General features: G+C 70.8%; 26 protein-coding genes. 6 read left to right on the forward strand and 20 right to left on the reverse strand.

Annotated elements, in window-relative coordinates; genetic code table 11:
- Nucleotides 1–19 precede the first annotated feature (19 nt).
- Complete coding sequence (gene nusA / locus IPM43_02655) at nt 20–1,342, reverse strand: transcription termination/antitermination protein NusA (GenBank protein ID QQS25302.1); 1,323 nt, start codon at nt 1,340–1,342, stop codon at nt 20–22.
- On the reverse strand, nt 1,339–1,905 hold the full coding sequence (locus tag IPM43_02660) for a ribosome maturation factor RimP (GenBank protein QQS25303.1): 567 nt from the start codon (nt 1,903–1,905) through the stop codon (nt 1,339–1,341). The genes nusA and IPM43_02660 overlap by 4 nt, the downstream gene beginning before the upstream one ends.
- Nucleotides 1,906–2,067: 162 nt before the next feature.
- On the opposite strand from IPM43_02660, the gene IPM43_02665 reads away from it, so the two are divergent.
- Together IPM43_02665 and manA are read left to right on the forward strand one after the other, a co-directional pair.
- Nucleotides 2,068–3,828 (forward strand): proline--tRNA ligase, encoded by a 1,761-nt coding sequence (locus IPM43_02665; GenBank protein QQS26307.1) that lies wholly within the window; start codon nt 2,068–2,070, stop codon nt 3,826–3,828.
- Nucleotides 3,829–3,838: 10 nt separating this feature from the next.
- Nucleotides 3,839–4,906, forward strand: a complete 1,068-nt coding sequence (gene manA, locus IPM43_02670; GenBank protein QQS25304.1) for a mannose-6-phosphate isomerase, class I — start codon at nt 3,839–3,841, stop codon at nt 4,904–4,906.
- Here the strand turns inward: manA and IPM43_02675 are convergent.
- Nucleotides 4,893–5,348, reverse strand: a complete 456-nt coding sequence (locus tag IPM43_02675; protein QQS25305.1) for a hypothetical protein — start codon at nt 5,346–5,348, stop codon at nt 4,893–4,895. The genes manA and IPM43_02675 overlap by 14 nt on opposite strands.
- Between IPM43_02675 and IPM43_02680 the strand changes: the two genes are divergently transcribed.
- A complete protein-coding gene (locus tag IPM43_02680; protein ID QQS25306.1) occupies nt 5,338–5,919 on the forward strand; it encodes a polysaccharide deacetylase family protein in 582 nt (193 codons plus the stop codon). The genes IPM43_02675 and IPM43_02680 overlap by 11 nt on opposite strands.
- Nucleotides 5,920–5,947: 28 nt before the next feature.
- Here the strand turns inward: IPM43_02680 and ispG are convergent, their stop codons facing one another.
- The 13 genes from ispG to IPM43_02745 form a co-directional block, all read right to left on the reverse strand.
- The gene (ispG, locus tag IPM43_02685; protein QQS25307.1) at nt 5,948–7,162 is read right to left on the reverse strand and encodes a flavodoxin-dependent (E)-4-hydroxy-3-methylbut-2-enyl-diphosphate synthase; all 1,215 of its coding nucleotides are present in this window, start codon (nt 7,160–7,162) and stop codon (nt 5,948–5,950) included.
- Between the two features lie 34 nt (nt 7,163–7,196).
- Nucleotides 7,197–8,504: a site-2 protease family protein gene (locus IPM43_02690; GenBank protein QQS25308.1), complete on the reverse strand. Its 1,308-nt coding sequence runs from the start codon at nt 8,502–8,504 to the stop codon at nt 7,197–7,199.
- Nucleotides 8,501–9,640 carry a 1-deoxy-D-xylulose-5-phosphate reductoisomerase gene (locus IPM43_02695; protein QQS25309.1) on the reverse strand — a complete coding sequence of 380 codons (1,140 nt, stop codon included), beginning with the start codon at nt 9,638–9,640 and terminating at the stop codon, nt 8,501–8,503. Before IPM43_02695 ends, IPM43_02690 begins: the two co-directional genes overlap by 4 nt.
- Before the next feature lie 40 nt (nt 9,641–9,680).
- A complete protein-coding gene (locus tag IPM43_02700) occupies nt 9,681–11,072 on the reverse strand; it encodes a phosphatidate cytidylyltransferase (GenBank protein ID QQS25310.1) in 1,392 nt (463 codons plus the stop codon).
- A gap of 27 nt (nt 11,073–11,099) precedes the next feature.
- Nucleotides 11,100–11,657 carry a ribosome recycling factor gene (gene frr / locus IPM43_02705; GenBank protein QQS25311.1) on the reverse strand — a complete coding sequence of 186 codons (558 nt, stop codon included), beginning with the start codon at nt 11,655–11,657 and terminating at the stop codon, nt 11,100–11,102.
- On the reverse strand, nt 11,654–12,412 hold the full coding sequence (locus tag IPM43_02710) for a UMP kinase (protein ID QQS25312.1): 759 nt from the start codon (nt 12,410–12,412) through the stop codon (nt 11,654–11,656). Before IPM43_02710 ends, frr begins: the two co-directional genes overlap by 4 nt.
- Nucleotides 12,412–13,200, reverse strand: coding sequence for a translation elongation factor Ts (gene tsf, locus IPM43_02715; protein QQS25313.1), 789 nt, complete (start codon nt 13,198–13,200; stop codon nt 12,412–12,414). Before tsf ends, IPM43_02710 begins: the two co-directional genes overlap by 1 nt.
- A gap of 6 nt (nt 13,201–13,206) precedes the next feature.
- Nucleotides 13,207–14,229 (reverse strand): 30S ribosomal protein S2, encoded by a 1,023-nt coding sequence (rpsB, locus tag IPM43_02720; GenBank protein ID QQS25314.1) that lies wholly within the window; start codon nt 14,227–14,229, stop codon nt 13,207–13,209.
- A 135-nt stretch (nt 14,230–14,364) separates the two neighbouring features.
- The gene (locus IPM43_02725) at nt 14,365–14,940 is read right to left on the reverse strand and encodes a M23 family metallopeptidase (GenBank protein QQS25315.1); all 576 of its coding nucleotides are present in this window, start codon (nt 14,938–14,940) and stop codon (nt 14,365–14,367) included.
- A gap of 98 nt (nt 14,941–15,038) precedes the next feature.
- Nucleotides 15,039–15,785 (reverse strand): FliA/WhiG family RNA polymerase sigma factor, encoded by a 747-nt coding sequence (locus tag IPM43_02730; protein ID QQS25316.1) that lies wholly within the window; start codon nt 15,783–15,785, stop codon nt 15,039–15,041.
- 11 nt (nt 15,786–15,796) lie between these two features.
- A complete protein-coding gene (locus IPM43_02735) occupies nt 15,797–16,678 on the reverse strand; it encodes a tyrosine recombinase XerC (protein ID QQS26308.1) in 882 nt (293 codons plus the stop codon).
- Between the two features lie 9 nt (nt 16,679–16,687).
- Nucleotides 16,688–17,845, reverse strand: coding sequence for a DNA-protecting protein DprA (locus tag IPM43_02740; protein ID QQS25317.1), 1,158 nt, complete (start codon nt 17,843–17,845; stop codon nt 16,688–16,690).
- Nucleotides 17,845–19,347: a YifB family Mg chelatase-like AAA ATPase gene (locus IPM43_02745; protein QQS25318.1), complete on the reverse strand. Its 1,503-nt coding sequence runs from the start codon at nt 19,345–19,347 to the stop codon at nt 17,845–17,847. Before IPM43_02745 ends, IPM43_02740 begins: the two co-directional genes overlap by 1 nt.
- Nucleotides 19,348–19,533: 186 nt before the next feature.
- On the opposite strand from IPM43_02745, the gene IPM43_02750 reads away from it, so the two are divergent.
- A complete protein-coding gene (locus tag IPM43_02750; protein ID QQS25319.1) occupies nt 19,534–20,043 on the forward strand; it encodes a hypothetical protein in 510 nt (169 codons plus the stop codon).
- Nucleotides 20,044–20,098: 55 nt separating this feature from the next.
- Here IPM43_02750 and IPM43_02755 read toward each other — a convergent pair whose 3' ends face one another.
- The gene (locus IPM43_02755) at nt 20,099–20,695 is read right to left on the reverse strand and encodes an ATP-dependent Clp protease proteolytic subunit (protein QQS25320.1); all 597 of its coding nucleotides are present in this window, start codon (nt 20,693–20,695) and stop codon (nt 20,099–20,101) included.
- Between the two features lie 154 nt (nt 20,696–20,849).
- Between IPM43_02755 and IPM43_02760 the strand changes: the two genes are divergently transcribed.
- A complete protein-coding gene (locus IPM43_02760; GenBank protein QQS26309.1) occupies nt 20,850–21,311 on the forward strand; it encodes a carbonic anhydrase in 462 nt (153 codons plus the stop codon).
- Here IPM43_02760 and IPM43_02765 read toward each other — a convergent pair.
- Genes IPM43_02765 through IPM43_02775 form a run of 3 tightly spaced genes read right to left on the reverse strand, consistent with a single transcriptional unit; the run spans nt 21,278 to nt 24,600 of the window.
- The gene (locus IPM43_02765; GenBank protein ID QQS25321.1) at nt 21,278–22,621 is read right to left on the reverse strand and encodes a PLP-dependent lyase/thiolase; all 1,344 of its coding nucleotides are present in this window, start codon (nt 22,619–22,621) and stop codon (nt 21,278–21,280) included. The two genes, IPM43_02760 and IPM43_02765, sit on opposite strands and share 34 nt — an antisense overlap.
- Before the next feature lie 9 nt (nt 22,622–22,630).
- Nucleotides 22,631–24,145: a pyridoxal-5'-phosphate-dependent protein subunit beta gene (locus IPM43_02770; protein QQS25322.1), complete on the reverse strand. Its 1,515-nt coding sequence runs from the start codon at nt 24,143–24,145 to the stop codon at nt 22,631–22,633.
- The gene (locus tag IPM43_02775; protein QQS25323.1) at nt 24,142–24,600 is read right to left on the reverse strand and encodes a VOC family protein; all 459 of its coding nucleotides are present in this window, start codon (nt 24,598–24,600) and stop codon (nt 24,142–24,144) included. Before IPM43_02775 ends, IPM43_02770 begins: the two co-directional genes overlap by 4 nt.
- Before the next feature lie 25 nt (nt 24,601–24,625).
- Here IPM43_02775 and IPM43_02780 point away from each other — a divergent pair, with 25 nt between their 5' ends.
- A complete protein-coding gene (locus IPM43_02780) occupies nt 24,626–25,465 on the forward strand; it encodes an SDR family oxidoreductase (GenBank protein ID QQS25324.1) in 840 nt (279 codons plus the stop codon).
- Nucleotides 25,466–25,501: the final 36 nt, after the last annotated feature.

The following is a 25,501-nucleotide window of genomic DNA, read 5'->3' on the forward strand; positions in this document are numbered from 1 at the left end:
GGGTCGGTCGTCGCGCCGGTCAGGTTTGCCCCCCGGTCGTGGACTCGGTCGCGTCTTCGGTCGAGGTCGCGTCTTCGGTCGAGGTCGTGTCGTCGGTCGAGGTCGCGTCTTCGGCGGTCGCCGGCGCGGCGGCGTCGGGCGCGGCGGCGTCGGGCGCGGCGTCGTCGGGCGCGGCCTTGGGCGCGTCGGGCCGGGCGCCGGAGGTGTCGTCGGCGGCGGCGACGGCCTCTTCGCGCCACTGCTCGGCGCTCATCACCGTGCCGTCGGCGGCGTGCCACTCCATGTCGCCCGTCTCGGCGTTGGCCACCCACTCGCCCTCGGCGTACTCGGTGTCCTCGTCGACGGTGTAGATGCCGGCCTCTTCGTCGGCGAGCTGGGACTCGGACTTGATGTCGACGCGCACGCCGGTGAGGCGCGCCGCGAGGCGGGCGTTCTGGCCTTCCTTGCCGATCGCCAGGCTCAGCTGGAAGTCGGGCACGATCACGTCGGCCTGGGTGTAGTCGGCGCTGAGTCGCACCTCTTTCACCTTCGCCGGCGACAGAGCCTTCGCGATGAAGTCGGGAAGGTCCTCGCTGAACGGCACGATGTCGATCTTTTCCCCGTGCAGCTCGTTGACCACCATGCGCACCCGGCCGCCGCGGGCGCCGACGCACGCGCCGACGGGGTCGACGTTGTGGTCGTTCGACCACACCGCGAGCTTGGTGCGGTGGCCAGGCTCGCGCGCGCAGGCCTTGATCTCGACGACGCCGTCGGCGATCTCGGGCACCTCCAGCTCGAACAGCCGCTTGATCAGCCCGGGGTGGGTACGGCTGACGACGATCTGGGGGCCCTTGGCCGTGCGGCGCACCTCGACGATGTAGGCCTTGACCCGGGCTCCGGGGTCGGGGCGCTCGAAGGAGACCTGCTCGGCCTGGGGCAGCAGCGCCTCGACCTTGCCGAGGTCGAGCAGCGTGTACCGGCTGTCGGTCTGCTGGATGATGCCGGTGACGATGTCGCCCTCGCGGTTCGCGTACTCCTCGAACTTGCGGTCGCGCTCGGCCTCACGGATGCGCTGGCTCATCACCTGGCGGAACGTCTGCGCGGCGATGCGGCCGAGCTCGTCGCGCTTTGGCGTGTCGTCGCGCGGGTTCACCCAGTTGCCGTCCTCGTCGACGTCGTAGGCGGTGAACGCGATGTCGAGCGTGTCCGGGTCGAGGGACACCTCGACCTCTTCGGCCGCACCGGGGCGGCGCTTGTACGCGGTTGCCAGCGCGTCGACGAGCACGTGCAGCAACGTGTCTACCGAGATGCCCTTTTCGGTGGCCAGCATCTTCACGGCTTCTGCCATGTCGAGGTTGCTCATGACGCCGGGGCCTCCTTGGTCGCCGGACGGGCGCGCTCAGGTTGGCGCTGGCCGGGCTTCGGCGCCGGGCCCCACACGAACACCGTGCGCGCCCGATCGATCTGGTCGTAGGGGATGTGGCGCTCGCCGGCTTGCGCTGCCGGGTCGGAGCCGACGGCGACGACGATGCCTTCTTCGTCGGCAGCGACGAGGCTGCCCTGCACTCGGCGCTCCCCCTTCACCACGTCGCGCAGCCTCACGGCCACCTCTTTGCCCAGCTCACGGCGGAAGTGCTCCGGCCGGCGCAGCACGCGTTCCACGCCCGGGCTCGTGACCTCGAGGGTGTAGTGGCCCGGGATCGGGTCGACGTGATCGAGCTCACGGGAGATCAACCTGGTGGCGAGGGCGAGCACGTCGAGGTCGACGCCACCTGGTGAGCCCGCAGGGGTGTCGATGGTGACCTTCAAGACGCCTCCGGCGAACTCGCAGTCGTGCAGCTCTAGCTGCAAGTCGTCGACGATCGGGGTGACGAGGGGCATGACGCGCGCCACGAGTGGGCTTTCCTTCGTCTCGGCACTCGCCATGGGGTCACCCCTTTCGCAGTCTTGACTTCATTCAGTGAAGAAGGCGTGAGCCGAAGCCCACGCCTTCCGCTCGTCGAACGTTGAGGACACCCGAGTATACCGGGCGGGCCGCGAGCGCGGCCCGGTAGCCTCGTGCGGATGCCGACGGGCCAGTTGTTGCGGATGTCCAGGCTGTTCTTGCGCACCCTGCGGGAAGATCCAGCCGACGCCGAGGTCCGCAGCCACCGGTTGCTGGTGCGTGCCGGATACATCCGCCGCGCCGCCCCCGGAGGGTTCACCTGGCTGCCCCTCGGGTGGCGCACCTTGTGCAAGGTCGAGGCGGTGGTACGCGCCGAGATGGATGCCGCCGACTTCCAAGAGGTCCACTTCCCCGCACTGTTGCCCCGCGAGCCCTACGAGACGACGAACCGCTGGACCGAGTACGGGCCGAACCTGTTCCGCCTGCGCGATCGGCGCGGTGCCGACTTCCTGCTCGCTCCGACCCACGAGGAGATGTTCACCCTGCTCGTGAAGGACCTCTACTCCTCGTACAAGGACCTGCCCCTGCGGATCTACCAGATCCAGACGAAGTTCCGCGACGAGGCCAGGCCGCGCGCCGGGCTGCTGCGGGGCCGCGAGTTCGTGATGAAGGACTCCTACAGCTTCGACGTCGACGACGCCGGCCTGCAGCAGTCCTACGACGCGCACCGCGTCGCGTACCAGCGCACGTTCGACCGCCTCGGCCTGCCCTACGTGATCGTGTCGGCGATGTCGGGCGCGATGGGTGGGTCGGCCAGCGAGGAGTTCCTCGCCCCGCTCGACGTCGGTGAGGACTCCTTCGTGCGCTGCACTGCGTGTGACTACGCGGCCAACACCGAAGCGGTCGAGGTGCGCCTGCAGAAGGAGACGTCCGACGACGCGCCGCCGGCGGCACGCGTCGTCGACACTCCCGACACACCGACCATCGCCACGCTCGTCGACCTGTTGAACACCCGCGCCGACCTCTCCCGTGACGACCGCCAGTGGACGGCGGCGGACACGCTGAAGAACGTCGTCGTCATGCTGCGCCACCCCGACGGCAGCCGGGAACCGCTGGCCATCGGCCTGCCCGGCGACCGCGAGGTGGACGTGAAACGGCTCGAGGCCAAGGTGGCCCCGGCCGAGCCTGCGCCGTTCAGCGACGAGGACTTCGCCAGCCACCCGAGCCTGGTCAAGGGCTACATCGGCCCCGGCGCCCTCGGCAGCAGTGCGTCGAGTGGCATCCGCTACCTGCTCGACCCGCGGGTGATGCCCGGGACGAGCTGGGTCACCGGAGCCGACGATCCCGGTCGCCACGTCACCGGCCTCGTCGCCGGGCGCGACTTCGCGGCCGACGGGGTGATCGACGTCGCCGAGGTGCACGACGGCGATCCCTGCCCGCGTTGTGCCTCCGGGCTCGAGATCGCCCGCGGGATCGAGATCGGCCACATCTTCCAGCTCGGGCGCAAGTACGCCGACGCCCTCGGGTTGAACGTGCTCGACCAGCACGGCAAGCAGGTGGTGGTGACGATGGGCTCCTACGGGATCGGGGTCAGCCGCTGCGTCGCGGCCATCGCCGAGGCCACCGCCGACGATCTCGGCCTGTGCTGGCCGCGATCGGTCGCGCCCGCCGACGTGCACATCGTCTCCACCAGCAAGGGTGGCGACGAGGTGGCCGGCTTCGCCGAGAAGCTCGCCGCCGAACTGAGCGGGGCAGGGCTGGTCGTGCTGCTCGACGACCGCTCGGGGGTGTCGCCGGGAGTGAAGTTCAAAGACGCCGAACTGCTCGGCATGCCGACGATCGTCGTCGTCGGCAAGGGGCTTGCGGACGGTGTCGTCGAAGTGCGCGACCGGGCCAGCTCGACGCGCGCCGACGTGCCGGTCGACGCCGCCGCGGCGACGATCATCGACACGTGCCGGGCCTAGGAACGCTGCCGTGCGCCACGTCCGGGGAGTCGTCCAGCACTACGACTGGGGCGACCCGACCGCGCTCGCCGAGCTGACCGGGGTCGAGCCCGACGGCACGCCGTGGGCCGAGATCTGGTTCGGCACCCACTCCGCCGGGCCAGCGACGGTGGTCGAGCGCGGCCAGCGCGACAGGCCGCTCGCCGAGGTGGCCGGCGCGCTGCCTTACATGCTGAAGCTGCTCGCCGCCCGTGAACCGCTCTCCCTGCAGACCCATCCCACGGCGCAGCAGGCCGAGGCCGGCTTCGCGCGTGAGCAGTCCCAGGGCGTCCCCGTGAGCAGCGCGCACCGCATCTACAAAGACCCGTTCGCCAAGCCCGAACTGCTCTGCGCGCTGACCCCGTTCGAGGTGCTGTGCGGATTCCGGCCCCTGGACGAGATCCACGACCTGTTCGCCGCCCTAGGACCCGCGGCGGCCGAGCTCACCGGGCACTTCGCGGGCGGCGACACGGCGGCCGGGTTGCGCTGGCTGTTCGAGGACTGCGCCACCATCGAACCGGTCGTCGACGCCTGCCGCCGCAGCGACGATGCCGCGTGCAGGTGGGTGACGCGCCTCGCCGATCGCCATCCCGACGACCACGCCGCTCTCGCGCCGCTGCTGCTCAACCACCTCGTGCTCCAACCGGGCGAGGCCGTCTACCTCGGGCCGGGAAACCTCCACACCTACCTCCACGGCACCGGAGTCGAGGTGCTCGGCGCCTCCGACAACGTCGTGCGCGGCGGTCTGACCACCAAGCACGTCGACGTCCACGAGCTGCTCGAGATCGTCGACACGACGCCGCTGACCGACCCGATCGTGCGGCCGTCGGCCGTCACCACCGACCTGTGGCGCTACGGCACCGACAAAGCGGCCCCATTCATCGTCTACGCGCAGCACGTGCGCGGCGAGTCGGTGGTCCACGCCCGGGGCCGCGAGCTCGTGCTCTGCGCCCTCGGGCGCACCGACCTGCTCGGCCCCGGCCAGGTGTGCTTCCTCGCCCCCGGAGAAGAGCTGACGCTCGTCGGGACGGCGACGCTGTTCCGCGTCAGCGGTACCTGACCAACGCCTCTCCCGTCACCGGCCCTGGCGCCTTACCCTCGTAGACGGTGAGGAGCCATCGGTTCGTCCTCCTGGTCGCCCTCTTGCTGGTGGCGGCGGGCTGTGGAGGTGACGACGGCTCGTCGTCGAGCTCGACCAGCTCGACCACCACCGCGACGACCAGCTCGACCAGCACGACCGCCGCTGTCACGACGACCACCACGAACACGACGACCACCACGACCACGACGACCACGACCACCCTCACGACCACGACGACGCCGACGACGACGACGCCGGTCACCGCCCCACCGACACCGCCGCCGACCGCACCGCCGACCGCACCGCCACCCACGGCACCGCCGCCCACCGCACCGCCACCGACCGCGCCGCCGACGGTGCCCGGAGCCCCGTCGCAAGCAGTCTGGCGGTTGCCGACGACTGCGCAGACGGTGGCGATCACCGCCGACGCGGGCTCCGACTACGGCTACACCGACGAGATCCTCGACATCCTCTCCGCGAAGGGCGTCGCGGCATCGTTCGGCATCACCGGCGAATGGGCGAGCGCGCATCCCGGCGCGGTGCGGAGGATGGCCGCCGAGGGCCACCACGTGATCAACCACACGTACTCCCACCCGTCTCTCACCGGCGTCTCGGCGTCGCCGGCGCTGACCGACCCGACCGGACGTGCCTACGAGCTCGCCGCCGCCGATCTCACGCTCGCCCCGCTGATCGGGCACACGACCAAGCCGTTCTGGCGCCCTCCGTACGGCGACATCGACGATTCGGTGCTCGCCGACGTCGGCGCGGCGGGCTACCCGTGGACGGTGATGTGGACGATCGACTCGCTCGGCTGGAACGGGCTGCCCGCCGACCAGATCGTCACCCGCGTCCTCGACAGGGTCGAGCCGGGCGCGATCCTGATGTTCCACGTCGGCTCCGCCTCGCAGGACGTCGCCGCGCTGGGCACGATCATCGACTCGCTGCGCGCGCAGGGTTACAGCTTCACCACCGTCGCCGCCGCGCTCGACTGACCCAGCGCCCGGGTCGGGCCGCCGGGGGTCAGCCCTGCACGGTCTTGCGGATCTCCACGATCTTGTCCCGCGCCCGGTTCACGTCGTCGCCCTTCGCGTCGAGCAGGTCGCCGCGGTCCTTCGCGGCCTCGCGCTCGGCGCGGGCGGTGTCGGCCCTGGCGATCGCGGCCTCGGTCCCGTGTTCGTGGATGAACTCCGCCCATTCGACGAGCGCCGAGACCATCTCCGACTCCGGCACGACGGCGACGTTGCGCCCCTTCACGAAGAGATGCCCCCGCTTCGACCCGGCGGCGATGCCGAGGTCTGCCTCACGCGCCTCGCCGGGACCGTTCACCACGCAACCCATCACCGCCACCTGCAACGGCAACTTGCGCTCGCCGAACGCCTTCATCGCGCGCTCGGCGACGTCGATGACGTCGATCTCGGCCCTCCCACACGACGGGCAGGCGATCAGGTCGACGTTCTTGCGCTCCCGCAGCCCGAGCGCCTCGAGCAGCTGGCGACCGGCACGGGCCTCTTCCACCGGATCGGCGGTGAGGCTGTAGCGAATGGTGTCGCCGATGCCCTCGAGCAGCAGCGTCGCGATCCCCGCGGTGGCCTTCACCAGACCGGCCGGCGGCGGCCCGGCCTCGGTGACGCCGAGGTGCAGCGGGTGATCGGTCGCCTCGGACAGCTGGCGGTACGCCTCCACCATCAGCGGCACGTTCGAGGCCTTGACGCTGATCTTCACCAGGTCGAAGTCGACGTCTTGGAAGTACGCGAGCTCACGCATCGCGGACTCGACCATCGCCTCGGGCGTCACCTTGCCACCGAACTTGTCGTACAGCTCGGGGTCGAGCGAGCCGCCGTTGACCCCGATGCGGATCGGCACCCCGCGGTCGCGCGCCTCGGCGGCGACGGCCTTCACGTGCTCGGGCCGGCGGATGTTGCCCGGGTTCAGGCGGAGCCCGTGCACGCCGGCCTCCATCGCCGCCAGCGCCATCTTGTACTGGTGGTGGATGTCGGCCACGATCGGCAGCGGCGAGCGGGGCACGATCTGCGCCAGCCCAACCGCTGCCTCGGTCTCGTTGCAGGTGCAGCGCACGATGTCGCAGCCCGCGGCGGCCAGGGCATAGATCTGCTGGAGGGTGCCTTCGACGTCGGCGGTCTTCGTGATCGTCATCGATTGCACCGTGACCGGGGCATCGCCTCCGACGGCGACCTTGCCGACGTGGATCTGGCGGGTGGGACGGCGTTCGCGCATCACGGGTCCAAGTGTGCCGCAACTACTACCGGAACTACAGCGGCTGGGTGATGTCCAGATAGAGCCCGGTGAACATCAAGAACGCGAGCAGCGAGATCACCCCGACGACGACGGGCATCATCTTCGACACGTCGGCGTAGTAGCGCCGACCGCCCCGGCTGCGCAGGCGCTCGTAGGTGGCGATCGCCGCGTGGCCGCCGTCGAAGGGCAGCAGCGGCAACATGTTGAACAACCCGACGAAGACGTTGACACCGGCGAGCAGGGCGAGCACACCCTTCAGCCCGTCGAGGCCACCGATGTCGCCCGCCACCTGCGTCACCCCGACCACCGTGGTCGGCCGCGTAGCGAGGTCGTCACGCTGGCCGGTGAGGTGCTGCCACTGGTTGACCGGGTTGAGCACCTTCACCATGCCCTCCACCGAGCGCACCGAACCTTCGACGAGGTCGCCGACGCTGTGCACGAGGGCCTGGCCGAGGGACTGGTCGACGTACGCGAGGCTGTCGCTCGCCACCCCGAGATAGGCGAGGTCCTCGTCGGTCACCTGCGGGTGTTGGACGAGCACGGTCGTCGCCTCGTTGGTGACGCCGTCACGCTCGTACGTGAACGTCACCTCGTCGCCCGGGTCGAACGACGTGATCTCCTCGACGAGCTCGGCTCGCGACGACACGGCCGTTCCCTCTATGGCGAGGACGACGTCACCGGCCTGCAATCCGGCGAGCTCGGCGGGGCTGCCCTCCGTGGTGGCTTCCACCCGCACCCGCCCTGTGTCCTCCAGCCGCCCGGCGCTGGCGTACACGCCGAACAGCAGCGTGACGGCGATCAGCATGTGCATGATCGAGCCGGCAGTGATGACGAGCATCCGCCAGGGGTACGACTTGGAGCGATAGGTGCGGTCCTCGTCGGCGGGGTCGACGTCGTCCAGGTTGTTCATGCCGACGATGCGCACGAACGCGCCGAGGGGGATGGCGCGCAGCCCGTACTCCACCTCGCCACGCCGGAAGCTCCACAGCTTGGGGCCGAGGCCGAGGAAGAACTGGGTGCACTTCATGCCGGCGGCGCGCGCCGTCACGAAGTGGCCGACCTCGTGCAAGAGCACCGACACGAGCAGCCCGATCACGAGGACGAGCATCCAGATGTTGGTCACACCGAGCCACACGAGCAGCCCGACGATGACGAGGATTCCGACGATGCCGTCGCGGGCGGGGACCGTCGCGGTCTCCTCGGTGGCACCACCGGCCACCATCTCGCTACGGAACTTCTCGTACGCGCCCGTCGAGCGGTTCGGCGGCCCAGACGGCGGAGGGAGCTGTCCGGGGGGCGGCAGTGGCTTTGTGTCGCTCATCGTGGGAGGGCTCGGGTCGCTTCCCGGCGCCCATCGGCGTCGGCAGCGACTATGTCTTCTGAGCCGAGACCAGTATCGGCCATGGCGACGTGTTTCTGCATCGCGGCCTCGACGATTTCTGCGATCTGGGGCCACCGGATGCGCCCGGCGAGGAACGCCTCGACCGCCACCTCGTTCGCCGCCGACAGGAAGGCCGGCGCCGTGCCCCCGGTGCGACCGGCCTCGTAGGCGAGCCCGAGGCAACGGAACGTGGCCAGGTCGGGCGGCTGGAAGTCGAGCCTGCCGAGCCGCTCCCATGCGATGCGTCCGAACGGCGTCGAGATCCGATCCGGATACGCGAGCGCGTACCCGATCGGCAGGCGCATGTCGGGCAGGCTGAGCTGGGCCATCGTGCATCCGTCGGTGAACTCGACCATCGAGTGCACCACCGACTGGGGGTGCACGACCACCTCGATCTGCGAGTAGTCGGCGCCGAAGAGCTCGTGCGCCTCGATCACCTCGAGGCCCTTGTTCATGAGGGTCGAGGAGTCGACGGTGATCTTCGGACCCATGTTCCACGTGGGGTGGTCGAGCGCCTCGTCGACGGTGACGTCGGCCAGCTCGGCCGAGGTGCGGCCGCGGAACGGGCCGCCGCTCGCCGTCAGGACGATCCGGCTCAACTCGACTCCCGGGCGCACCGTCGCCCGGAGGCACTGGTGGACCGCGCAGTGCTCGCTGTCGACGGGCACGATCTCGGCCCCCGGCGTGTCCCGTAGCGGGCGAACCACCGGCCCGGCGGCGATGAGGCTCTCCTTGTTGGCGAGCGCCAGGCGCTTGCCGGCGCGCAGCGTGGCGAGCGTCACCGGCAGGCCGGCGAAGCCGACGACGGCGTTGACGACCACGTCGGCCCCGTCGACGAGCTCGCAGAGGTCGCCGACGACGCGGGCGAACGGCAGTGCCGCGGCCACCTCCGCACGGCGGTCGGCATCGGCGACGGCGACGACGGAAGGGCGGAACTCGCGCGCTTGGGCGACGAGCTGCTCTACCGAGCTGGCGGCGCCGAGACCCACCAGCTCGAATCCGGCGCGCTCGGCGCGCAGCACCTCGAGGGTCTGGGTGCCGATCGACCCGGTGCACCCGGCGATGGCGACGCGCACAGCGGTCGGCGGGAAGCTGTCGGTACTCGTGCGCGAGGGGCTACGAGGCCCAGGGCTCGAGCGCCATCAGCAGGTAGTAGGCGCCGGGCAGCACGAACAAGAACCCGTCGAAGCGGTCGAGCACGCCGCCGTGGCCGCGCACGATGGTGCCGAAGTCCTTCACCTCGAGGTTGCGCTTGAACATGCTCTCGGTGAGGTCGCCGAGTGGGGCGAGCACCGCGATGACGAGGCCGAGCAGCAGCACCTCGGGCAGGTCGTTCCACGTGTCGCTCTGCAGGCTGACCACCCAGACCGCGACGAGGGTGGCGACGGTGCCCCCGATCAGGCCCTCGACGGACTTGTTGGGGCTGATCCACGGGCGCAGTGCGGTCTTGCCTGCAGCAGAGCCGATGAACAGTGCGCCGATGTCGTTCACCACGATCCCGAGGGCGACGATGAACAGCGTGTCGGTGCCGACGTTGTCGAGGCCGGCCACGTTGGAGAGGCCGAGGATCAGCGCCGCGAAGCTGCCGAGCAGGCCGATCCACGTGACGCCGAGCATGGTGACGGCCAGGTTCGGCAGCGGAGACGAGTCGAGGCCGGCAGCCCCGACGAATGTGGTGGCCCCGGCGAGCAACGCGAACGCGAGCACCAGCGGCAAGCCGCCGTCGCCGACCCAGTACGCGACGAGCGGCGCGGCCAGGCATCCGACGATGCCGACGACATTGGCCGGCTGGTAGCCGCGCTCGGACACGCGGTCGAAGTACTCGACCGCACCGAGACCGCACACTAAGACGACGATCGCGAGCACGGCCACGGGCTTCCACAACAGCGCGGCGATGAACGCGGCGGCGATGATCAGCCCGACGGCGACCGCGGTCGGCATGTCACGACCTCGCGTTCCCGTGCCCGACCTGGTCGGTCCCCGGCGCCCACCAGCGCCGGGCCCTTCGGCGCGCTGGCCGCGGGTCGCGTCCGGACGTGGCCCGCGTGGCTGGCGGCCACCTCGCTGGCGCGGCATCGGGCGTCCCGACGGCTCTTCGAGGCCGGTGCCGATCGAGATCCGGGTCGGCTCCCGGCGCGGGGCGTCGGTCGACTCGAACTGCTCCGGGGCGCCTTCGTAGTCGACCCCGTCGAGCGTCGTGTCCTCGTCGTCGTCGTCGCGCCACGCCGGCCCCGACGAGTTGAACGACGACCACACGTCGAGGTCGTCGCTGTGGTCGGCACCCGAGGGCGCCTCTTCTGCCTCACGTTCGAAGAGGCGCGGCACCTCTCCCGTCGGCGGCTCGGTCCAATGGGGAAGGTCGCCCGTGCCGTCGCCGAACGAAAGCGGCGGACCCTCGGTCTCTGGTACCTGCTCCGTCGGCTCGTCGTCCTCGAACAGCCCCCGGCCGAACTCGTCGCCTGGATCGTCCTCGCTCGATCGCCCCCGACGCCAAACGTCGTCGCTCATGGCCTGTCTCCTTCCCCGGCGGGTCTTTCAGACCTCGAGCAGCTCGGTTTCCTTGCGGTGGAGGGCATGATCGATGTGCTCCACATGCTCGTGTGTGATCTTTTCCAGTTCCTTCTCCGCCCGCTCCAAGTCGTCGGCCGACATCTGGCCGGCCTTCTCGGCCGTCTCGAGATGCTTGCGGGCATCGCGACGGATGTTGCGCACCGCCACCCGGCCCTCTTCGGCCATGTGCTTCACGACCTTCACGTACTCCTTGCGGCGCTCCTCGGTGAGCGAGGGGAAGTTGAGCCGGATCACGGCGCCGTCGTTGGAGGGGTTGATGCCGAGATCGGAGTCTCGGATGGCCTTCTCGATCGCGTTCAGCGAGGCCCGGTCGTGGGGCTTGACGAGCAGCTGGCGTGCCTCGGGAACCTGGAACCCGGCTAGCTGCTGCAGCGGCACATCGGAACCGTAGTAGTCGACGAGCAGCTTCTCGACCAGCGCGGGCGAAGCTCGACCCGTGCGCACGGTCGTGAACTGGCTCGACACGTGCTCGACCGCCTTGTCCATCTTGTCGATGGCCTCGAGGAGGGTCTCTTCGATCACCCGACCAGCGTACCGACGCGCTGACCCTCCAGGACGGACCGGATGTTGCCGGGCTTGCTCACGTCGAAGACGACGATCGGGATCTTGTGGTCGCGGCAGAACGCGATGGCGGTCGAGTCCATCACCTTCAGGTCCTTCGCGATCACGTCGAGGTAGGAGATCGCCTCGTATCTCGTGGCCGTGGGGTCGAGCTTGGGGTCGGCGGTGTACACCCCGTCCACCCCCGAGTGCGTGCCCTTCAGGATCGCCTGGGCGTCGATCTCTGCGGCCCGCAGGGCGGCGGCGGTGTCGGTGGTGAAGAAGGGGTTGCCGGTGCCGCCGGCGAGGATCACCACACGCCCCTTCTCCAAGTGGCGCTCGGCGCGGCGCCTGATGTAGGGCTCGGCGACCTTGGGCATCTCGACCGCGGTCATCACCCGGCTGTGCTGGCCGACCCGTTCCAGCGCGTCCTGCAGCGCGAGGCCGTTCATCACCGTGGCGATCATCCCCATGTAGTCCGCCTGGGCGAGGTCCATCCCCTGGCCAGAGCCCTGGAGGCCACGCCAGAAGTTGCCCCCGCCGACGACGATGCACACGTCGACGCCGAGCGTCGACCGAACCTCGCGGATCTCGCCCGCCATCCTGGTCAGCATCGCGGCGTCGAGGCCGAACCCGCCCGAGCCGGCCAGCGCCTCGCCCGACAGCTTCAGTACCACCCGGGTCCAGCGGGCCCTGGTGCCGACGGTGCCGTCACCTTCGGACGAGGCGGCTGCCATCAGCCGATCTCGACCTGGGCGAAGCCGGCGAGCGACGCCGTGCCGAGCACCTGGGCGATGGACAACTTGTCGTCCTTTGCGTACGGCTGCTCGAGTAGGGCGACGTCCTTGAAGAAGCCGTTCAGTCGACCCTCGACGATCTTCGGGACCGCGGCGTCGGGCTTGCCCTCGTTGCGGGTGATGGTCTCGAGCGTCGCCCGCTCCTTTTCCACCTCGGCCGCCGGCACCGCGTCGCGCGTGAGGTACTTCGGACGGGCGAACGCGATGTGCACGGCGATGTCGTGCGCGAGCTCTGCGTTGCCACCGACCACCTCGACCAGCACCGCGTTGACCCCGCGGCCACCCTGCACGTGCTGGTAGGAGCCGAGCACGTTGCCTGGCGCAGCAGCGATGCGCACGACGTCGCCGAGCTCGATCTTCTCCTTCAGCGAGATCTTCAGATCTTCGAGGACGCTCGCCCGCTCGGAAACGGCCTCGGTCCCCTTCGACGCGACGAGCTCGGCGAGCTCTTCGGCCTCTTGCTTGAACTGGTCCGAGCTGGCGACGAAGTCGGTCTCGCACTTCAGCTTCACGATCGCACCAACGTCGCCGTCGACGACGAGCGCAACGACGCCCTGGGCGTTCTCGCGGTCGTCGCGCTTGGCCGACGCGGCGAGGCCCTTTTCCCGGAGGAGCTGCTTCGCAGCTTCCATGTCGCCGCCGGTCTCCTCCAACGTCTTCTTGCAGTCCATCATCCCCGCGCCGGTCGCCTGGCGCAGCGTCTGGACGTCTTTCGCGGTGAAAGCCATCGGTGGTCAGCTCTCCGTTTCGGGGGTGGTGTCGCCGCCTGCAGCGGCGGGGGCTTCAATGGCAGCCTCTTCCGGCGCGGCGGGCGCAGCGGCCTCCTCGGCCGGCTCGGCGGGGGCTTCGGCGGCAGCCTCCTCGACCGGAGCGGCTGGCGCAGCGGCCTCGGCCGGCTCGGCGGGGGCAGCGGCCTCGGCCGGCTCGGCCGCCTCTGCCTTCGGAGCGGCAACTCGCGCGTCTCGCTCGGCCTGGGCCAGAGCCGCCTGGCGCCGGGCGTCGGCTTGCTGCTGGGCGAAGGCGGCCTCTTCTTCTGCAGTGCGCTTGGGCGCGGCCGCTGGGTTCTTCTTGGCGGCGATGTACTTGCCCTCGAGCACGGCCTCGGCGATCACCTTGGTCATCAGGTCGTTCGCCCGGATGGCGTCGTCGTTGCCGGGGATCGGGTACTGCACCAGGTCGGGGTCGACGTTCGTGTCGACCACCGCCACCACGGGCAGCTTCAGCTTGTTCGCCTCGGTGACGGCGATGTGCTCCTTCTTCGTGTCGAGCACGAACACGACGTCGGGCAGGCGCGTCATGTGCCGGATGCCGCCGAGGTTCTTCTGCAGCTTCTCCAGCTCACGCCCGAGCAGCAACGCCTCCTTCTTCGGCATCGCCTCGAACTCGCCGGAGGCCTTCATGCGCTCGTATTCCTGCATCTTCTGCACGCGCTTGTGGATGGTCTCGAAGTTGGTGAGCATGCCTCCGAGCCAGCGCTCGTTGATGTAAGGCATGCCGCACTTCTCGGCGTAACCCATGATCGGGTCCTGGGCCTGCTTCTTGGTGCCGATGAACAACACCGTTCCGCCCTTCGCGACCAGGTCGCGCACGAACGTGTAGGCCGCCTCGATCCGCTCCAGCGTCTGCTGCAGGTCGATGATGTAGATGTCGTTGCGCTCGCCGAAGATGAAGCGCTTCATCTTCGGGTTCCAGCGCCGGGTCTGGTGCCCGAAGTGCACACCCGCCTCGAGCATCTGGCGCATGGTGATGATTGCCATCTTGGTGTTCGTCTCCTCGTCTGCGGTTGCCAGCACGGCTCACCGCGCCGCCGAAGCGACGACCGCAGGGTGGGAGGCGTGCAATGGGATGACTGGCACCAGCGCCGACTGCTCGGCCCTGGCCGACGCAGGATCCTAGCGGACCGCTCGCGCGGTCCCCCACTGCCCGCCCGACGCGCCGGCGGCGGCGACCGGGCAGGACATCACCGCCGGTGGGGCGGGGAGCCGGCGCTGCCCGTCGAGGGGCACGAGGCGTGGCCGGGTCCTCAACTCGGCGAGCAACGGAGCGGGATCGACGTACTCGTCACCGCGCCGCACCCCGAAGTGAAGCGTCGACCCCGACGTGGCGACGACGGCACCCTGCGCGACCTCGTCGCCGAGGCCGACGCCCGAAGTTGCGAGCCCACCGAGCGTCACCCGCCAGCGCAGCGCGGTGTCCGCAGCGGAACCGGGCTGGCCGCCCTGCACCATCCGTTCGACGACGACGTAACGCGTGCCGGCCACGACCCCGGCGTAGCTGACCCGTCCCTGCATCGGGGAGCGCACCGGCTGTCCGGGAACGGTCGCGTACTCGATGCCGCGGTTGCCCGGGCACCAGGTGCAGGCGGGCTCACGGAACGTGTCGACGACCGGTGCGTCGACGGGAGCAACCAGGCACGGCGCCGGCGTGAGCAGGGAAAACAGCAGTAGGAGAGCGAGCGGACTGAACACCTCGACACCTCTTCGGAGGATCTGCACGAGTTCCGGGGCGCTATCGGCGCCGAAAGGGTCATCGCATCGACCGCGGTGACGAGGGTGTGCAGCGACGCCTACATACCGGCGCCGGTGAGGCGAGTGCGCAGCATCAGTACGGCCTTGGTGTGGATCTGGGAGACCCGGCTCTCGGTCACTCCGAGCACGTTGCCGATCTCCGCGAGCGTCAGACCCTCGTCGTAATAGAGGGCGATCACGGTGCGTTCGCGCTCTGGCAGGCGCTTCAGCTCGGCACGCATCAGCTCGCGCAGTTCGGTCTCCTCGATCACCGCCGGTGGCGATTCGAAGTCGTCGCCGTGCAACGGACGGGGTTCGACGGTGCTCGAACCGACGAGATGGTCGAGCGGCCCGACCGTGGCGATGGACACCGCGGCGAGCCACTTCTGGAACTCCTCGGGCCCGACGCGCAGCTCGATCGCGATCTCTTCGTCGGTCGGAGCGCGGTGCAGCGTCGCCTCCAGCTTCGAGATCGCGGCCTCGATCAGGCGTGCCCGGGAGCGGACCGAGCGCGGCACCCAGTCGAGCGCGCGCAGGCCGTCGAGGATGGCGCCCCGGATGCGCGGGATGGCGAACGTCTCGAACTTGGCTCCCCGCGACGGGTCGAAGCGCTCGATCGCGTCGATCAGCCCGAACACCCCGGCGCTGACGAGGTCGCCGGTGTCGACGCTCGACGGCAGGCCCGCACCGACGCGGCCGGCGACGAACTTGACGAGCGGCGAGTAGTGGACGATCAGCTGCTCACGCGCCGAGCTCTCCGCCGACTGGTGCCAGCGCTCCCACGCCACGGCGAGAGCGGGAGTCATGCCCGTGATGCTCACGCTCGGGGATGAGCTTCGGTGTATGCGGACCGCAGGCGGTCCTTGCTGACGTGGGTGTAGCGCTGGGTGGTGGAGACGTCGGCGTGGCCGAGGAGCTCTTGCACCACCCGCAGGTCGGCGCCACCGTCGAGGAGGTGGGTAGCGAACGTGTGGCGCAGCGCGTGGGGGTGGGTGGGAGCGAGCGAACGCCGGTCGATCACCCGGCGCACGTCGCGCGGACCCATCCTGCGGCCACGGGTGTTGAGGAACAGCGCGGCCGTCGGGTCTTGCTGTTCGGCGACGTCGCGCCGTGAGCGCATCCAGTCGACGAGAGCTTCCGCGGCCGCCCGGGAGAGCGGCACGCGGCGTTGCTTGGCACCCTTGCCCCAGACCGTCACCGCCCCCGCGGCGAGGTCGACGGAGTCGAGGTCGAGCCCGCACAGCTCGCTGACCCGCAAGCCGCTGCCGTAGAGGATCTCGACCAGGGCGTCGTCGCGGTGCAGGCGCCATGACGGCTCGTCGTCTGCCGGAGGTGCCTCGAGCAGGTGGGCGAGCTCTTCGCCGTCGAGCACCTTCGGTAGGCGACCTTCGCCAGACGGCGCCCGCAAGGTGGTGGAGGGGTCGGTCGCGACGACGCCGGTGAGGCACAGCCAGCCGAAGTAGCGCCGCAACGCCGCCGCCTTGCGGGCCACGCTGCGCTTCGCATACTGGCGAGTGGCGAGGAATCCCAGGTACCGCCGCAGCAGCAGCCGGTCGACTTCGCCGGGCGAGTCCACCCCGGCGCGCTCGGCCCACGAGGCGAACGCCTCGACGTCGCGGCGGTAGGCGCTGACGGTGTGCGCGGACGAGGCGGTCAGCGAACGCGTGAACTCGTCGACGTGCCACGCCACGGGCGGCAGGGTACTTGCTCACGTCGGTCCGATCCGCGGATGCAGGGACTCGAACCAGCCGCCGGTGACCGCCACCCAGCCGCTCGCCTCGAGGCGACCGAGCGCCAGCGCGACGTCGCCGAGACCGGCGTCGAGCCGGGCGACCACGTCGTCGAGCGTGGAAGGTGCCGGGCCGAGCGCGGCGAGCACTCCGGCGTCGAAAGCCGGCGGTATCGGCCGGGGGTCGAAGGGCAACCGGGCCACGGCACGCCGAGCGTCGAGACCGAGCGCGATCAGCACGTCGGCCACGTCGAGAGCCACGAGCGCGCCGTCCTGCAGCAGCTGGTTGGTGCCCGCCGCCGCGGCGTCCGGTGCACCGGGAACGGCGAGCACCGTCACGTCGCGGCGCAGCGCCTCGCGAACGGTGATCAGCGAACCTCCCGTGGACTTGGACTCCACGACCACGATCACCTCGCACACCGCGGCGAGGATGCGGTTGCGCAGCGGGAAGCGGTGCGCCTCGGGGGCGGTGCCCGGCGGCGCCTCGCCGAGCAGCACACCGTGTTCGGCGACGGCCGCCCACAGGTTCGCGTGCTCGCGCGGGTACACCACGTCGAGCCCGGACGCGACGACGCCGATTGGGCCGGCGCCTCCCTGGCTGAGCGCGCCGCGGTGCGCGGCGCCGTCGACCCCTCGCGCCAGACCGGAGACGACGGCGACCCCTTCGGCAGCGAGACCCTCACCGAGGCGCACGGCAGTGAGCCGCCCAGCCGACGTGCACCGCCGCGTGCCGACGACGCCGGCGCGGCGGGCTGCCAGTGCAGCGAGGTCTCCTCGATGGAACAGCACCGCCGGTGGGTCGAGGTCGGCGGCCAGCACCGCCGGGTAGGCGTCGGAGCCGAGCACAGTGACGCCGATGCCATTGCGCTCGCACGCGTCCCACACCGCGGCCGGGGACACACTCGCCCCGGCGGTTCGCCATTGCGCACCGAGGCCCTCGGCGGCGAGCAGCTCGCGGCTCGGCGGATCGGCAGGCGCGGCACCGACGGCGACCGCGTAGGCCTGCTCGGGTGGATACCAGCGCAGTAGCGCGGCCAGCCGCCGCGGGGTCATGCGCGGCAACCCGGCGAGTGCCGCCGCGAAGGCCTCGGGAGGTAGACCGCCCGGGCCGGCGTGCGTGGGTGCTGGCGCGCTCATCAGCCGGCCGCCGCTTGTTGGGTGAGCCGCACCCGCAGCCCAAGCGCGACGCCCAGGTGATCGCTGGTGAGCACCTCGTCACCGGCCAGATCGGCGATGGTCCGGGCGACTCGTCGCACCCGGTGCAGCCCGCGCCCGGTCAGCCGGCCGAGCTCGATCTCGTCGCGCAGCACCGACCGGGCGGCGTTCGACAGCGGGGCGAAGCGCTCGAGCTGCTCTGCACCGAGCGCCGCGTTGAGGCGGCCCTGGCGGTCGAGCGCGTGCCGGCGGGCAGCGGCGACGCGCGCCGCCACCAGCCGGCTCGGCTCGCTCGGCGCGGCGTCGAGCAGCTCGGCGGCGCTCGCGGGCTGCACGAGGACGCGCAGGTCGAAACGGTCGAGCAGGGGACCGCTGAACCTGCGCACGTAGCGCAGCCGGGCCGTCTCGTCGCATTCGCAGGTACCGGGCGCGCCGCCGCCGCAGGGGCACGGGTTCGACGCCGCGACGAGCTGGAACCGGCTGGGCAGGGTTGCCGACGCCCGGGCGCGGGCGACACGCACGACGCCTTCTTCGAGCGGCTGGCGCAAGGCGTCGAGCACCGACGGGCTGAACTCGCCCAGTTCGTCGAGGAACAGGACCCCGCCGTGGGCTCGCGAGATCTCACCTGGGCGCAGCAGCTGCGTGCCCCCGCCGACGAGCGCGACGAGGCTGGACGAGTGATGGGGCGCGCGAAACGGCGGCCGCCCGATGGGCGCGCAGTCGTGGAGCGACACCCCGACTGCGGAGCGCACGAGGATCGCCTCGAGCGCGGTCACGGCGTCGAGGTCGGGCAGCAGGCTCGGCAAGCGTCGGGCGAGCATCGTCTTGCCCGACCCGGGCGGCCCGACGACGAGCAGGTGGTGCCCGCCGGCGGCGGCGAGCTCGAGCGCGGTACGCGCCGAGACCTGGCCGCGCAGCTCGGCCAGGTCGGGCTCGGGCGGCGGCGGCGCAGGCGCGCCCGGAGCGGGCGGGTCGGGCCAGGGCTGCTCGCCGCGCAGGCAGAGGGCCAGCTCGGCGAGGTTCGACACCCCGCGTACCTCGGCCGCGGCGAGGGCACGCACGTCGGCCACGGCGTCGGCGGGCACCACCGCCGGCCGGTCGAGAGCGAGCACCATCGGCACCATTCCCGGCACCGAGCGCAGCGAGCCGTCGAGACCGAGCTCGCCGACGAAGCCCCAGCCGGCGACCGCGTCGGCGGGCACCTCACCTTCGGCGACGAGGATGCCGACGGCGATCGCGACGTCGAGGCCCGCACCGACCTTGCGCTCGTCGGGTGGCGCCAGCCCGACGGTGAGCCGCTTGTTCGGCCACCGCAGCCCGCTCGACAGCATCGCCGCGCGCACCCTGTCACGGGCCTCGCGACACACGTCGTCGGGTCGACCGATGACGCTGAACGCGGGCAGCCCGACCGCGGAGTGGACCTCGACGGTCACAAGCAGGCCGCGGACGCCGAGCAGGCTGGCAGTGTTGACGGTGGCGAGCATCGCAGGGCTCCCGGCTGACGGGCCCGCCACGTTCTCGTGCGGGCCAGGTGTTACGGGAGGGACGCTCGGCCGGCCCCACGACGGCGCAGGCGGTGAGGCCTGCTGCGGATCAACCTACCCAGGGGGTGTGACAAGGCAACCGCTGCCCTGCGCGGAGCTGCCAGCAGTGCGAGACTGCCCGGCCGTATGCGCCCCGGTCGCCGCATCTTCGCCATCACGTCGCTCGCCGTCGTCGGCGGCGCGGGCGCGCTCGGGTGCAGCGACGACGACCGCGGCGCCGAGCGGTTCTGCGGAGAGCTGGCAGAGGTGCTGGCCACCCTCGACGGCCCGGTTGCGGCGCAGGCCGACGTCGACGCGATCGTCGCCACCTACGAGCACCTCGACGGCATCACCCCGCTTGCCGTGGAGCGCGAGTGGCACCAGCTCACCGAGCTGGTGCAGACGGCGGCGACAGTGCTGCCCGACGACCCGGCCAGCGTCCAGCGCGTGGCCGACGCCGCCTACGCGGCCGAGCGCAGCGCGCGTTCGGTCAACTCGTGGGTCGCGACGACCTGCGGTTTGGAGATGCCCGCGGTGATCGGGATCGAAGGCCCGATGCCGCCGGTGGCGACGCAACCGACCACAACACCGCCGACTACATCACCGCCGCCTGAATCACCGCCGCCGACCGAGACGACGCCGCCGACCGAGGGGTGAGCGCCCGTTGACGCTGTTACGTGTCGATGCAGCGAGTGGTCGTTCGGGGGATTGATCAGACGATCTCGCCGCGCTTCAGGATGACCTTGTCGACCAGGCCGTACTCCTTCGCGCCCTCGGCGGTGAACCAGCGGTCACGCTCGGAGTCGGCCTGGATGCGGTCGACCGGCTGTCCGGAATGGAACGCGATCAGCTCGGCCATGCGCTTCTTGGTGTAGGCCAGCTGCTCGGCCTGGATGGCGATGTCGGCCGCCTGCCCCCGCATGCCGGCCAGCGGCTGGTGCATCATGATCCGGGCGTTGGGCAGCGTGTAGCGCTTGCCGGTCGCGCCGGCGGTGAGCAGGAACTGGCCCATGGACGCGGCCAGGCCGAGGCACACCGTGGCCACGTCGCAGCTGACGAACTGCATCGTGTCGTAGATCGCCATGCCCGCCGTGACCGAGCCGCCGGGGCTGTTCACGTACAGCCAGATGTCGGTGGCTGCGTCCTCGCCCTCGAGGTACAGCAGCTGGGCGCAAACCTGATTCGCCATCTCGTCGTTGACGTCGGTGCCGAGCATGATCACCCGGTTCTTCAACAGGCGGTTGAAGATGTCGCTGCGCGGGTCGAACCCGCCGGCTTCGAGGGCGTTAGGGGCCACGGGATTCGACATGGCGGGCAGGCTACCTCCGTCGTTTGGGAGCCGACCGGGCGGCTGACGCGAGAATGGCCGGGTGGCTCCCCCGACCGCTGATCCGAGCGACCCCGCGGACGAAGACGCGTTCACGCCGAGCACCGACGAGCTGGTCGCCAACAACGCCCGCTACATGGAGACGTTCTCCGATGCCGGGCTGGGGCTCGTGCCCCGGCGGCACCTGGCCGTGGTCACGTGCATGGACAGCCGGATGGACATCTTCGAGATGCTCGGGCTCGGCCACGGCGAGGCGCACATCATCCGCAACGCCGGCGGCGTGGTCACCGACGACGTGATCCGCTCGCTGGTGCTGTCCCAGCGCCTGCTGCGCACCAAGGAGATCCTGCTCATCCACCACAGCGACTGCGGGATGCAGAAGATCACCGAGGATGTGTTCAAGGCGACGCTCGAAGCCGAGGTGGGCATCCGCCCGTCATGGGCCTTGGAGAGCTTCGCCGACCCCTACGCCGACGTGCGCCAGAGCATGGGTCGGCTGCACAACAGCCCCTTCGTGATGTACAAGGACCACATCCGCGGCTTCGTCTACGAGGTGGCCAACGGTCAGCTGATCGAGGTGGCCGACCCGCGCGGCTGAGCACGGCGCACGCCGGAGAACACCACCGCCACGCACTCGCCGTCGTCCACGTCGCGGCGCGCGGCGAGCAGCCCGGCAAGGCCGGCGGTGCCCGTCGGGCTGGCGTCGATGCCCGTCGTGAGCGGTCCCAGCTCAGCCGCCTCGATGACGAGGGATTCGGGGACGACGATCGGCGAGCCCGCCGAGCCGAGCGCCTCGACGACGCCGAGCCAGTCGTACGCCTCGTCGTCGAGGATGCCGTCGGCCGCGGAGTGCGGGTTCACCCACGGGGTCATGCACTGCGCCCAGTGCGCGCCGGAGGCGGCCCGTCCGCCGGGCACGTCGCCGGCGCGCCGCCAGGCCCGGTCGAACGGTGCGCAGCCTTGCGCCTGCACGGCGTGGAGGCGGGGTCGTACGGCTGTCATCCCGAGAGCGGCGCCGACGCTCGACGCCAGCGCTCCCCCACCCACCTGGACGAACAAGCGGTCGAGCGTGGTGGGCCGCCCGCCCGACGCGCCCGGCCACTGCTCGGCGATCTCCCAGCCGAGGGTCCGCCCCCCGTCGAGGCACAGCGCGTTCTCCGGGCCCTGCACGGTGAAGGGGACCGAGCCGGCCGCCACGGCTTCGCGGAAGCGGTGAAGCGCCGGGTCGCCGGGCGGGTCGTCGTCGAGGCGAGGGCAGCGGGTGACGGTCGCGTGGAGGTCGGCGAGCAGCGCGAGCACGGCCGCATCGGCCCACTCGGGCACGAACACGTCGAGCGGCCAGTGCGACGCCGCGGCCAGTGTGGCGGCGGCGATCGCGGCGTTGCCGCACGACGCGATCGCCAGCCGTGGCCGCTCGTTGGCGGCCTTCCACGGCGCCATGCCTAGCAGTTCCGCGGCGCGCAGGTGGAGCAGGATCGTGTACAGGTGGCGGCCCTTGTGGCTGCCGCCGACCTGATTCGTCTCGTCCTTCACCCACACTCCCCCGTCGGCGGTGAAGCCGAGCGCGTCGCTCAACGCGTCGGCGCGCGCGAACGGTGTCGTCTGGAAACCGGCGCCAGCCACTGTGGCGACCTCAGCGCCGACGGCGCGGCTGAGCGCGGCGCACGCGTCGGCAGTCATCCCGTTCGCGCGGGCAAAGGCCCACCACGCGAGGTGTGGCCCGAACGCGACGAACGGGTCGGCGTCGGCGTACCAGCGCCGCACCGGCGTCGGCGCGGGCACGATGTGCAGCACGTGGTGACGGTCGCCGCGGTCGTTCGGGCAGTGCCACGGCTGCGCGCGGGCGACGTCGACCACCGCCCCGCACACGGCGCAGCGGAACCCGGCGACCAGGGGCTGGTCGTGCACCTCGGCCACCTAGCGCTTGGCGACGCGGGCGTTGAAGTCGACGATCATCTCGTCCCACACCGGCAGGTACCTGCGCAGACCGTGCCAGAACTGCTGCGAGCGCCGCTCCTCGAACAGCTCGAACGGAGTGCCCTGCTGCTCCACCCACGTGAAGTAGCCGAGGTTGAACACCCTGGTGCGGTCACGGTCGGTGCAGTCGATCATGTCGTCGGTGCCGATGTGGCCGAGGTGCTCGCCGAACACCTCGGCGGCGGCGACGGCGCTCAGCTCGCCCCCGAAACGGCGCTGCAGGGTCTTCGCCCGCTCGCTCGGGTACAACGCGGCGCCGTCGGTGGCGACGGTCACGATCGCGTCGTTTGGGCCGAGGTCCCACAGCTTGGCGGTCTTGATCGCCGCCAGCATGTTGCAGATCGACGAGAACCCGAAGTGGCCGAGCGCCTCGACCATTCCCGGGGCCACCCCCTTGCGGTCGACGAGGTGCGCGCGACCGGCGGCGGTGTTGAACAGCACGTCGAGCTCGTCGGTGGCTCGGTCGCTGACCGCGCAGACGACGTCGGTGTTCATCACGTTGTGGATCAGCGGGATGTGCTTGTCGCCGATGCCTTGGATGTTGTGCTCGCCGAAGCCGTTCTCGAGCATCGTCGGGCACTCGCGGGCCTCGACGGCGACGATGCGCGTGCCGTACTGCTCCTTCAGCCGGTCGCCCGCGGCGATCGTGCCCGCGGAGCCGGTGGCCGACACGAACGCGGCCAGCGACAGCTCGGCACCGGACGATGCCCGCCGGCCGTCGCGCACGGCCTCGAACACGTGGCCGAGTGCGCGACCGGTCACCTCGTAGTGACCGAGGTGGTTGCCGAACTCGCAGAACTGGTTGAACACGAAGTTGCCCGGGTCGGCCGCGAGCGCGTTGCACGCGTCGTAGATCTCCTTGACGTTGCTCTCGGTGCCGACCGTGCGGATGACGTCACCGGCCGGGTCGAGGCACCAGCGGTCGAGCCAGTCGAAGCGCTCCTGGCTCATGCCGGCGGGAAGGATGGCCACCCCGCGGCAGTCCATGATGCGGCTGATCGCCACCCCGCCTCGCGCGTAGTTGCCGGTGCTCGGCCAGATCGCGCGGTGCCGGGTGGGGTCGAACTGGCCGGTGACCACCCGTGGCGCGAGGCACGCGTATGCAGCCAGCACCTTGTGCGCGTCGATCATCGGGAACCGGTCGCCGAACACGACCACGATCGGGCTCGGCACGCCGGTGAGCTCGGCCGGCAGCACCACGTGCTCGGGCACGGCGACGCGACCTCCCGCGAGGTCGTTGTACCAGTGCACCCGCCACAGGTTGCGCGGGTCGGGCCCCGACGGGTCGGCATCGCCGACGAGCGCGGGATCGATCGTCGACGGGTCGGCCAGCTGGGCGAACGTGGGCAGCACGATGCCGCGGTCGGCGAAGCGGTCTACAGCCCGCGCGAGCGACTGCGGGTCAACCACCCGGTCCGCGAGGCCGAACTGGTTCTCGAGCGCCTCCTGGCTCACGTCGCGGGTTCCCGTTCGACGAACTCGCCGAGCAGCACGGTGCCGCTGAGCGGGGGCTGCGCGACGAGGAAGTGCTCCTTGTACGTGTCGAAGCGCCCGCCGCACTTCGAGTCGATCACCTCGCGCGTGTAGTCGAGGGAGTAGTACGCGTAGAGGCCGAGCTCGTTGGCGTTGGCCAGCGCCGCGTCGGCATCGGGCACCGCGAACACGACGCCCTTCAGGCCCTCGCCGTTGCGCTCCATCTCCGACCGGATCGGGCTCTCCACGTCGGGCAAGGGCGACACGAGCTCCACGCCGGCGTCCCAGGCCATCGCCACCCGCACCCCGAACGCGGCGGCCTCACCGTCGTCGTTCTCCGGCGCGAACGTCGCCCCGAGCAGGCGCTCGTAGAACCGCTTGCCCTCGTCGAAGTCCCACACCGCGAAGACCACCCGGTTGACACCCCTTTGCTGCATCCCGTGGAGCGTAGGGTGCGCGCCGATGCCCGACGACCGAAGGACCGTGCCGCCGGACGGTCCCCAGCTCGGGGCGACGAGCGGGCTGCTGGCGGGCAAGGTGGCGCTCGTGTCCGGAGTCGGCCCCGGGCTCGGCCGTGACCTGTCGCTCGCCCTCGCCCGTGCCGGCGCCGACGTGGTGCTCGCCGCCCGCTCGGCAGACACGCTGGAGAGCGTCGCGACAGAGGTGCGTGAGCTCGGCAGGGACGCGCTGGTGGTGCCGACCGACATCACCGACCCCGCCCAGTGCGGGCGCCTCGTCGACGCGTGCATCGAGCACTTCGGGCGGCTGGAGGTGCTGGTCAGCAGCGCTTTCGTGCAACCTCCGTTCGAGACGATCGAGCATGCGAGCGAGGCCACGTTCCGCTCCGCGTTCGACGTCAACTTCTTCGGCCACGTGTGGCTCGCGCAGGCCGCCGTCGCTCCGCTCCGCGCGGCGGCACCGTCGGCGATCGTGTTCATCAACACGATGTCGACACGGCGCACCCGGGCGAACTTCGGCGTCTACACCGCGTCGAAGATGGCGCTGCTCGGCCTGGCGAAGGTGCTCGCGGTGGAGCTCGGGCCCGACCGCATCCGGGTCAACTCCGTGCACCCCGGCTACATCTGGGGAGACTCGGTGCGCACGTACCTGCAGGCCCAAGCAGATGCTCGAGAGACGAGCTTCGAAGACGTGTACCAGGAGGTCGCCGCGCAGACCGCCCTGCACCACCTGCCCGGCTCCGACGAGATCGCCCAGGCGGTGGTGTTCCTGGCCAGCGAGAAGATGTCGAGCTCGATCACCGGCGAGTCGATCGACGTGAACGCCGGCCAGTGGATCCGCTGAGCGTGCTTTTTCGGTGCGCCGGCACGTGAGCGGCTT

It is taken from the genome of Actinomycetota bacterium, from assembly GCA_016700055.1.
Classification (GTDB): domain Bacteria; phylum Actinomycetota; class Acidimicrobiia; order Acidimicrobiales; family Ilumatobacteraceae; genus Kalu-18.

Coding starts and splice junctions, on each gene's coding strand:
- IPM43_02690 (QQS25308.1), bottom strand. CDS start 8,504: ATGAGCGACACAAAGCCACTGCCGCCCCCCGGACAGCTCCCTCCGCCG.
- ispG (QQS25307.1), bottom strand. CDS start 7,162: ATGCGCGAACGCCGTCCCACCCGCCAGATCCACGTCGGCAAGGTCGCC.
- tsf (QQS25313.1), bottom strand. CDS start 13,200: ATGGCTTTCACCGCGAAAGACGTCCAGACGCTGCGCCAGGCGACCGGC.
- IPM43_02700 (QQS25310.1), bottom strand. CDS start 11,072: ATGAGCGACGACGTTTGGCGTCGGGGGCGATCGAGCGAGGACGATCCA.
- rpsB (QQS25314.1), bottom strand. CDS start 14,229: ATGGCAATCATCACCATGCGCCAGATGCTCGAGGCGGGTGTGCACTTC.
- IPM43_02665 (QQS26307.1), top strand. CDS start 2,068: ATGTCCAGGCTGTTCTTGCGCACCCTGCGGGAAGATCCAGCCGACGCC.
- IPM43_02750 (QQS25319.1), top strand. CDS start 19,534: ATGCGCCCCGGTCGCCGCATCTTCGCCATCACGTCGCTCGCCGTCGTC.
- IPM43_02710 (QQS25312.1), bottom strand. CDS start 12,412: ATGGCAGCCGCCTCGTCCGAAGGTGACGGCACCGTCGGCACCAGGGCC.
- IPM43_02730 (QQS25316.1), bottom strand. CDS start 15,785: ATGACTCCCGCTCTCGCCGTGGCGTGGGAGCGCTGGCACCAGTCGGCG.
- nusA (QQS25302.1), bottom strand. CDS start 1,342: ATGAGCAACCTCGACATGGCAGAAGCCGTGAAGATGCTGGCCACCGAA.
- IPM43_02780 (QQS25324.1), top strand. CDS start 24,626: ATGCCCGACGACCGAAGGACCGTGCCGCCGGACGGTCCCCAGCTCGGG.
- IPM43_02760 (QQS26309.1), top strand. CDS start 20,850: ATGGAGACGTTCTCCGATGCCGGGCTGGGGCTCGTGCCCCGGCGGCAC.
- IPM43_02660 (QQS25303.1), bottom strand. CDS start 1,905: ATGGCGAGTGCCGAGACGAAGGAAAGCCCACTCGTGGCGCGCGTCATG.
- IPM43_02755 (QQS25320.1), bottom strand. CDS start 20,695: ATGTCGAATCCCGTGGCCCCTAACGCCCTCGAAGCCGGCGGGTTCGAC.
- IPM43_02740 (QQS25317.1), bottom strand. CDS start 17,845: ATGAGCGCGCCAGCACCCACGCACGCCGGCCCGGGCGGTCTACCTCCC.
- IPM43_02745 (QQS25318.1), bottom strand. CDS start 19,347: ATGCTCGCCACCGTCAACACTGCCAGCCTGCTCGGCGTCCGCGGCCTG.
- IPM43_02775 (QQS25323.1), bottom strand. CDS start 24,600: ATGCAGCAAAGGGGTGTCAACCGGGTGGTCTTCGCGGTGTGGGACTTC.